The sequence below is a fragment of the Sphaerisporangium melleum genome (genome assembly GCF_014646695.1).
Classification (GTDB): domain Bacteria; phylum Actinomycetota; class Actinomycetes; order Streptosporangiales; family Streptosporangiaceae; genus Sphaerisporangium; species Sphaerisporangium melleum.
Map to the genome: position 1 here is coordinate 175886 of NZ_BMNT01000016.1, position 8110 is coordinate 183995.

Annotated in this window: 8 protein-coding genes; 5 read left to right on the plus strand and 3 right to left on the minus strand. The window is 72.8% G+C overall.

The annotated features are described in order from the left end of the window. The 3 genes from IEY93_RS38195 to IEY93_RS16235 all read left to right on the plus strand — a co-directional run. Nucleotides 1–434, plus strand: a 434-nt coding sequence (locus IEY93_RS38195; protein WP_229691182.1) for a pyridoxal-phosphate dependent enzyme, incomplete at its 5' end; no start/stop codon positions are given. Between the two features lie 148 nt (nt 435–582). Continuing rightward, nucleotides 583–1356: a MerR family transcriptional regulator gene (locus IEY93_RS16230; RefSeq protein WP_189163886.1), complete on the plus strand. Its 774-nt coding sequence runs from the start codon at nt 583–585 to the stop codon at nt 1354–1356. Between the two features lie 265 nt (nt 1357–1621). Continuing rightward, nucleotides 1622–2314 carry a neutral zinc metallopeptidase gene (locus tag IEY93_RS16235; RefSeq protein ID WP_189163887.1) on the plus strand — a complete coding sequence of 231 codons (693 nt, stop codon included), beginning with the start codon at nt 1622–1624 and terminating at the stop codon, nt 2312–2314. Nucleotides 2315–2387: 73 nt separating this feature from the next. On the opposite strand, the gene IEY93_RS16240 is transcribed toward IEY93_RS16235, so the two are convergent. Together IEY93_RS16240 and IEY93_RS16245 are read right to left on the minus strand one after the other, a co-directional pair. Further along, nucleotides 2388–3845 (minus strand): ATP-binding protein, encoded by a 1458-nt coding sequence (locus IEY93_RS16240; RefSeq protein ID WP_189163888.1) that lies wholly within the window; start codon nt 3843–3845, stop codon nt 2388–2390. After that, nucleotides 3842–5500, minus strand: a complete 1659-nt coding sequence (locus IEY93_RS16245; protein WP_189163889.1) for an NAD(P)/FAD-dependent oxidoreductase — start codon at nt 5498–5500, stop codon at nt 3842–3844. The genes IEY93_RS16240 and IEY93_RS16245 overlap by 4 nt, the downstream gene beginning before the upstream one ends. Before the next feature lie 124 nt (nt 5501–5624). Between IEY93_RS16245 and IEY93_RS16250 the strand changes: the two genes are divergently transcribed. Both IEY93_RS16250 and IEY93_RS16255 read left to right on the plus strand, forming a co-directional pair. Then, on the plus strand, nt 5625–6185 hold the full coding sequence (locus tag IEY93_RS16250) for a hypothetical protein (protein ID WP_189163890.1): 561 nt from the start codon (nt 5625–5627) through the stop codon (nt 6183–6185). Nucleotides 6186–6373: 188 nt separating this feature from the next. Beyond that, nucleotides 6374–7201, plus strand: a complete 828-nt coding sequence (locus tag IEY93_RS16255) for an SAM-dependent methyltransferase (protein WP_189163891.1) — start codon at nt 6374–6376, stop codon at nt 7199–7201. Nucleotides 7202–7205: 4 nt separating this feature from the next. On the opposite strand, the gene IEY93_RS38200 is transcribed toward IEY93_RS16255, so the two are convergent. After that, nucleotides 7206–8110: putative PEP-binding protein (locus IEY93_RS38200; RefSeq protein WP_308425754.1), on the minus strand; the 905-nt coding region annotated here is incomplete at its 5' end.

Genomic DNA, 8110 nt, shown 5'->3' on the forward strand with positions numbered 1-8110 from the left:
GCGGCGGGCTGGTCGCGGGCAGCGCGACGGCGGCCAAGGGTCTGCGGCCGGGCATCCGGGTGATCGGCGTGGAGCCGGAGGCGGGGGACGACACCAGGCGGTCGCTGCTGGCGGGCGAGCGGGTGTCCATCCCCGTGCCGCGCACCATCGCCGACGGCCAGGCCGCCGACATCCCCGGCGAGCTGACCTTCTCGATCAACCGGCGGCTGGTCGACGACATCGCCCTGGTGAGCGACGACGACATCCGCGCGGCGATGCGGCTCGCGTTCGAGCGGTTGAAGATCGTCATCGAGCCGAGCGGCGCCACCGGCCTGGCGGCCCTGCTGGCCGGCCGGGTGGAGCGCCTCCCCCGGCGGGTCGGCGTCGTCATCTCCGGCGGCAACGTCGACGCGGCCCGCTTCGCCGCCCTCTGCGCCGACGCCCCCACTCCTTGACCCGCTCCGGCCGCCTCTCCACCGGAGCGGCCCGGGAACCTCTGGAGTGCCGCGACCGGGCGCCGGTTCGCGGGTCGTCCGTGCGCCCGGGCCGCCGGCCGTGCTCGGGGTTGCACCTCTCGTAACGTGAGGTCCTAGCGTTGGCGGCGTGAACGGGAAGGACGCCATCGCCGGGCGGTGGAGCATCGGCGAGCTGGCCCGGGCCAGCGGTGTCACGGTGCGCACGCTGCGGCACTACGACGAGATCGGCCTGGTGCCGGCCGGCGGGCGCAGCGCGTCCGGGCACCGCCGGTACACCGCCGCCGACGTACGGCGGCTGTACCAGGTGCGCGCGCTGCGCTCGCTCGGCATGCCGCTGGGCGAGATCAGAGAGCTGCTCGCGTCGGCGCCGGAGGATCCGGCGGCGATGCGCGCGGTGCTGACCGCGCAGCTGCGGCGGCTGACGGTGCGCGCGGAGCGTACGCAGCGGCTGATCGAGCAGGTCGGCGGGCTGCTGCGGCGGCTCGACGAGGCGTCCATGCCCGACTCGGACCAGTTCATGACCACGCTGGAGATGATCTCGATGCTGGACGCCTACTTCACCCCCGAACAGCGCGAGGAGCTCGCGCACCGCCGCGACGAGCTCGGCGCGGAAGCCGTCGAGCAGGCCAGGACCTGGTTCGCCGAGCTGGTCGAGCAGTTGCTGGGGCACATGGACGAGGGCACGCCCGCCGGCGACCCGCGGGTGCGGGATCTGGTCCGGCGCTGGGACGAGCTGGGCGCGGGGTTCCACGCCGAGGGGGCCTCGGGCGAGCGGACCGCGGCGGCGGCCCGGCTGATGTGGCAAGAGCATCGCGACCGGCTCAGTGCCGCCCTGCCCTGGCCCGCCGAGAAGATGGCCGGGCTTCCGGCGTACCTGGAGCGCGCCCGCGCCGCCGGCTGAGGCCCGCACCATCACGGCCGGCCGCCGACGGGTGAAGATCGTCAGGTCCGTGACGTAGTGGGCTTCGTGGTGCCGGCGTGTTCGCGTTCCGGGGTGCTTCGTGACTTGTCGGCACCATTCCGGTTACGGGCCGCTCGTTACCGGATTTCGGCTCTCCTGACCATGACAAGCCGGGAAATTGACATAACAGTTAGCATTCCCCCGCGTACACGGCGCAACTACCCTCCTCCTGGGGGTCCGGTATCCAAGGGAGGGGAATCGCGGAATGATTCGACGTCTGTCGACGTGGGGGGCGCTCGCCGCCTTATGCGTCGCCACGATGCTGGCCGGCGGCGGGGTCGCGAACGCGTCCGGATCGCAGAGCACACCGCAGTCGCGGAGCACCTCGGCGCAGGCCCGGGAAATGGACGACATGCGGTCCGACATCAACACGGCGCTGTACGTCGTGAACCGTTTCTGGGCCACTCACTGGTCGCGGCACTTCACCGGCCGCTATTACCCGCCGAACATCTTCGGCGGCTACTCGCGGAGCGGCAAGGCCGCCCCGTACTGCGGGTACAAGCAACTGACCTACAACAATGCCTACTACTGCCCGAACGGGCACTACATCGCCTGGGACACCGACCTGATGCGGCGGGGATACCGCGAGGGCGACGCCTGGGTGTACGACATCATCGCCCACGAGTGGGGGCACGCCGTCCAGGCGACGCTGGACGAGTCCCTGCGGTCGCGGGCGGCCGAGCTGCAGGCCGACTGCCTGGCGGGCGCCGCGCTGTACGGCGCGGCCGCCGACGGGACGCTGCTGTTCGAGGACGGCGACGTGGAGGAGATCGCCGACGCCTACCAGGCGCTGGGCGACCGGCTGCCGTGGACCAAGCCGGGCGACCACGGCACCCCCCGCCAGCGCATCGCCGCCTTCAACCGCGGCGCCGACCACGGGATCAACGGCTGCTTCTGACCCGCGCGCCAGGACACCGCGTGCCCCGCCGCCCGTGCGGGCGGCGGGGCACGACGGAGGACGAAGAGCGCGGTCAGGGAGTGCCGAGGGGAAGGATCACCCGGAAGCGGGTGTCGCCAGGGGTGGACTCGACCCGGATGTCGCCGTGATGCTTGTTGACCACGATGCGATAGGAGATGTCCAGGCCGAGGCCGGTGCCCTCGCCGACGGGCTTGGTGGTGAAGAACGGCTCGAAGATGCGCGGCCGGATCTCGGGAGGGATGCCGGTACCGGTGTCGGCGATCTCGACGTAGACGCAGTCGCTGTCGCTCCCGGTGCGCAGGGTGAGCGTGCCGCCGTCCTCCCGCATGGCCCCCACGGCGTTGTCGATGAGGTTGGTCCACACCTGGTTCAGCTCGGCGGCGTAGGCGGGGATCATCGGGATGCTCCGGTCGTACTCCCTGACCGTGCGCACGTTCCCGGGGATCTTGGCCTGCAACATCGTGAGCGTCGCGTCGAGCAGGTCGTGGACGTCGACGGTCTGGTGCGGAGTGCGGTCGAGCTGGGAGTACTGCTTGGCGGCGGCGACCAGCGTCGACATGCGGGTGACCGCGTCGGAGATCTCGCACATCAGCTGCTCGGTGTCGACGGTGTAGCACAGCCACCGGATCGCCGCTTCGACGTTCTCCCCGCCCACGGCCTCCTTGATCCGCTCCAGCCAGGGCGCGTCGATGCCACCGGCCACCAGGGTCGAGGCCATCTCCCAGCCGCCGGTGATGTCGTGATCGTCGAGCCAGTCGCTCAGCTCGTCCTCGGCGTCCGTCGCCGCCAGCGCCGACAGCGGCGCGGCGTTCGCGGCCCGCTTGACGGCCTCCTCCTGCAGCTCGACCAGCTGGTGCAGGCGGCTGCCGTCCAGCCGCCCGTCGGCGATCATGGCCAGCTTGTGCCGCATGCCGGCCACCCGCTCGCGCAGCACCTCGGTGGCGCGCACCGCCGCCGCGGCCGGGTTGTTCAGCTCGTGGGTCAGCCCCGCCGACAGCGAGCCGAGCGCGAGCAGCCGTTCACGCTCACCGACGATGGTCTGGTTGGCCCGCATGCCGAAGAACATGCCTTCGAGCAGGTGGGCCGCCATCGGGAACCACTCGCGCAGCGCCTTGGCGAGCAGCGGGGCCGGCAGCGAGAACACCTCGATGTCGGTGAGGGCGTGCATGCTGTGCATGTACTCCTGGCCGACCCGGTCACCGAAGGACGCCTGGGTGGCTCCGGCGTACACGCCCCGCTGGTCGCTGCGCACCAGCTCGACCTCGTCGCCCTGCACCCGCTTGGTCAGGGCGACCGCGCCGCTCAGCAGGACGTAGAAGCAGGTGGCGGGCTCGCCCTCCAGGTAGACCTGGGTGGTGGCCGGGTGACGCTCGACGTGGCCGCGCTCGGCGAAGCAGGCGAGCTGCTCGTCGGTGAGCGACTCGAACAGGAACAGAGTGCGCAGCTCGGCGGGGGTCAGACGCTCCGTGCCCGTCGCGCCGCAGCCGGGGTCCGCGGCAGGTTCGCTCATTGGCTCTCCAGGTAACGGTGGATCAGCGAGACCGCCATGGCGCCCTCGCCGACCGCGGAGGCGACGCGCTTGACCGAGTCGGCGCGCACGTCGCCGGCGGCGAAGACGCCCGGCATGCTGGTCTCCAGATGATAGGGATCGCGGGGCAGCGTCCAGCCGGACGGCCGGCGGCCGTCGACGACCAGGCCGGTGCCGGTCACCACGAAGCCCCGCTCGTCGCGGACGATGGACTTGTCCAGCCACTCGGTGCGCGGCTCGGCGCCGATGAAGATGAACATCCACGAGGCGTCCACCGTCCGGGGCGTGCCCGAGCGCGGGTCGCACAGGTGGAGCCGTTCCAGGTGCTCGCCGCCCTCGCCGCCGATCACCGAGGTGTGCGGGTGGACCTCGATGTTGCCGATCGCGGCGATCTGGTCGATGAGGTACTGCGACATCGACCGCCGCAGGTCGGCGCCCCGGATCAGCATGTGCACGCGCCTGGCATAGCGGGAGAAGTAGACGGCGGCCTGCCCGGCGGAGTTGGCGCCGCCGACGATGTAGATCTCCTCGCCCTTGCAGTTGGGCGCCTCGATGGCGGCGGAGCCGTAGTAGACGCCCCGGCCGGTCAGCTCGGCCAGCCCCGGCGCGTCCAGCAGCCGGTAGGACACGCCCGTCGCCAGCACCACGGTGTGCGCGGCGATCATGCTGCCGTCACCGAAGTGCAGCAGCCGGGTGGACCCGCCGGCCTCCAGGCCGACGACCTCGCGGGTGGTCAGGATCTCCGCGTCGAACTTCAGCGCCTGGCGGCGGGCGCGGTCGGTGAGCTGGGCTCCGGACACGCCGTCGGGGAAGCCGAGGTAGTTCTCGATGCGGCTGCTCTGCCCGGCCTGCCCGCCGGTGGCGTGCTGCTCCACCAGGATGGTGCGCAGCCCCTCCGACGCGCCGTACACCGCCGCGCCGAGGCCCGCCGGCCCGGCGCCGACGACGACGAGGTCGTAGAACTCCTCCGTCGGCGTGGTGGTGAGGCCGACGTGCGCGGCGAGCTGGGCCTCGGTCGGCTTGACCAGCGAGGTGCCGTCCGGGGTGACCACGAGCGGCACGTCCTCGGTGGTGAGCCCGGCCGCGGTCAGCAGCCGGCCGCCCTCGGGCTCGTCGGCCACCAGCCATCGGTAGGGCACCAGGTTGCGGGCGAGGAAGTCGCGGACCGCGAACGACGGCGCCGACCACCGGTGCCCGACGACCCGGGTGTCGCTGGTCGTCGCGTCCGGGGCGGCGAGCCATGCGTCGAGCATGGCGTCCACGACCGGGTAGAGCTTCTCTTCCGGCGGGTTCCACGGCTTGAGCAGGTAGTGGTCGAGGTCGACGATGTTGATCGCGTCGATGGCCGCGTCGGTGTCGGCGTACGCGGTCAGCAGAACGCGGCGGGCGCGCGGGAACAGATCCATCGCCGCCTCGAGGAACTGGATGCCGTTCATCTGGGGCATGCGGTAGTCCGCGAGCAGGACGGCCACCTGCTCACCGCGCAGCTTGATCTCGCGCAGCGCCTCCAGGGCGGCCTCGCCGGAGTCGGCGCGGACCACGCGGTATCGGTCGCCGTATCGGCGGCGGACGTCTCGGGCAACCGATCGTGAGACGGCGGGATCGTCATCGACGGTGAGAATCGCCGGGTTTGACATGGAATCAATAAAAGCATGCCCGCGAGCGCACCAGCCCCGGCTCAGGTACCTGTTCGTGGTGGTTTGACGACCTTTTAACCTGCGGGGGGCCGCCGCCGAGGACGGCCCGGTAGAGTCACCGGCGATGACCACGCACACGATCACCACGCAGTGGGACGAGATTCCGGAGCACGCCGACGACCTCGCGCTGGTCGAGGGCCACGCCTTCCGCACCTTCCGGTGCGCCTGTGGCGCCTCGCTGCCCGACCGGGCGGCCGCCGAGTTGCACGCCTCGGAGACCGGTCAGTGCACGGCGTGCCTCGGGTCGGCCGACGAGGAGCTCGTGCCGGGCTTCGTCCGCCGCTGCCCGGCCTGCGCGGCGACCGGGCGGCGCGGAGTCCAGCTCGTCTGGGAGGTCGCCCATGGCGAGGCCGAGCAGGTGATCACCCTTGACCTGGTGCGCGGGCTCGTCGCCGGCTTCCCGGGCCCGTTCCGGCTGTCGGAGATCGCGGACGCGACCCGCCTGGCCCTCGGCCTGCGGCTCGGCCGCCTCCCGGTCGGCCCCCGGGTGCGCGACCTGCTGCGGGAGATGGAGGCCACCGGCGAGCTGGTCATGCTCTCGGCGCCGGACGAGATGCTGCGCGGCCCGGCGGTGGTGCTCTACCGCGACCCGCAGTGGCAGCGCGTCTCCCCCGTCTCGTCCTGACCTCCCCCGCCCGCATCCCGGGCCGGCCCGATCGGCCTCCCGCCCCCGTCCGGACGGCCGCCCGCGTCCCGCACCGCCGTCCGCGGAATACCGCGAAACCGCACCGCGAGACACCACCCGGACGGCGATTGTTAGCGCTAACCTGGGTATTGATCACCACGCTTCACCCCGGGAAGGGGCATTCCCCCGTGACCGACGCATCGTCCTCCGCCGCCGGGCCGGAGCCGCCGCACAGCAGGATCGACCCCACGCTGCCGCACTCCGCCCGGGTGTGGAACTACTGGCTCGGCGGCAAGGACCACTTCGCCTCCGACCGCAAGGTGGGGGACGAGATCCTGGCCGTGATGCCCGCTCTGGTGGACTCCGCGCGCGCCGATCGGGCCTTCCTCGGCCGGGCCGTGCGCCACCTGGTGGCCGCGGCGGGCGTGCGCCAGTTCCTCGACATCGGCACCGGCCTGCCCACCGCCGACAACACCCACGAGGTGGCCCAGTCCGCCGACCCCTCCTGCCGGGTCGTCTACGTGGACAACGATCCGATCGTGCTGGCGCACGCCAGGGCGCTGCTCGTGGGCACCCCCGAAGGTGCCACCGACTACATCGAGGCCGACCTCGGCGCCCCCGAGGAGATCCTCCAGCGGGCCGCCCGCACGCTGGACTTCGACCGGCCGGTCGGGCTGATGCTGCTCGGCATCCTCAACTTCGTCTGCGACACCGGCCAGGCCATGTCGATCATGTCCCGGCTGCTGGCGCCGCTGGCGTCCGGCAGCCATGTGGTCATCGCCCACCCGACCGCGCAGGTGCACGGCGAGGCGATGGTCGAGGCGGTGCGGCGGTGGAACGCGGCCGGCTCGGCGCGGATGTGCCTGCGCACGCCCGCGGAGCTGGCCGGGTTCCTGGAAGGGCTGGAGATGCTGCCGCCCGGGGTCGTGTCCTGCACCAAGTGGCGGCCCGCCCCGGACGACTTCGACGCCCAGCTGGAGGTCTCCCAGTTCTGCGCCGTCGCCCGCAAGCTCTGACGGCTCAGCGGGCCCGGGCGGCGACGATGGCGCGGGCCTCGCCTGGCCCTTCGGCGGCCAGCGCGAGCCGGGCGTTCTCCTGGCACTCCGCCAGCGTGCGCCGCGCCAGCTCCGCGCGGACGCCGGGCAGGCTCGCCGCCGCCATGGACAGGCCGCCGATGCCGAGCCCGGCCAGGACGGTGGCCAGCAGCGGGTCCGCGGCGGCCTCCCCGCACACACCGACGGGCTTGCCCGCCTCCTGCCCGGCCCGCGCGCACATGGCGATCAGGTGGAGCAGCGCCGGCTGCCACGGGTCGAGAAGGTCGGCCAGCTCGCCGTGCTGGCGGTCGGCCGCGAAGGCGTACTGACCGAGGTCGTTGGTGCCGATGCTGAGGAAGTCGACCTCGGCGAGCAGCCGCCGGGCGTGCAGTGCCGCCGCGGGCACCTCGACCATCACCCCGACTCGGCGCAGCCCCCGATCGCGGGCCCTGCGGGCGAAGGCCGCGGCCTCCCGCGCGGTGCCGACCATGGGGGCCATCACCCACGCCTCGGCCCCGCTCTCGCCGGCCGCCGCCGCGATGGCGTCGAGCTGGGTGTCCAGGACGTCCGGCCGCAGCCGTCCGGTGCGCACCCCGCGCACACCGAGGGCCGGATTGGCCTCCGCGGGCAGGCGCAGGAACGGCAGCGGCTTGTCCGACCCGGCGTCCAGGGTGCGCAGCACCACCCGACGTCCGGGCATGGCCGCCAGCACGGCCGTGTAGGCGGCCACCTGCTCCTCGAACGAGGGGGCGTCGCGGCGGCCGAGGAACAGGAACTCGGTGCGGAACAGGCCGACCCCCTCGGCCTCGGCCGGGCCGGCGCCGGCCCGCAGGTCCCGCGCGGAGCCGATGTTGAGCAGCAGTGCCACCGGGTGCCCGTCGGCGGTCCGTC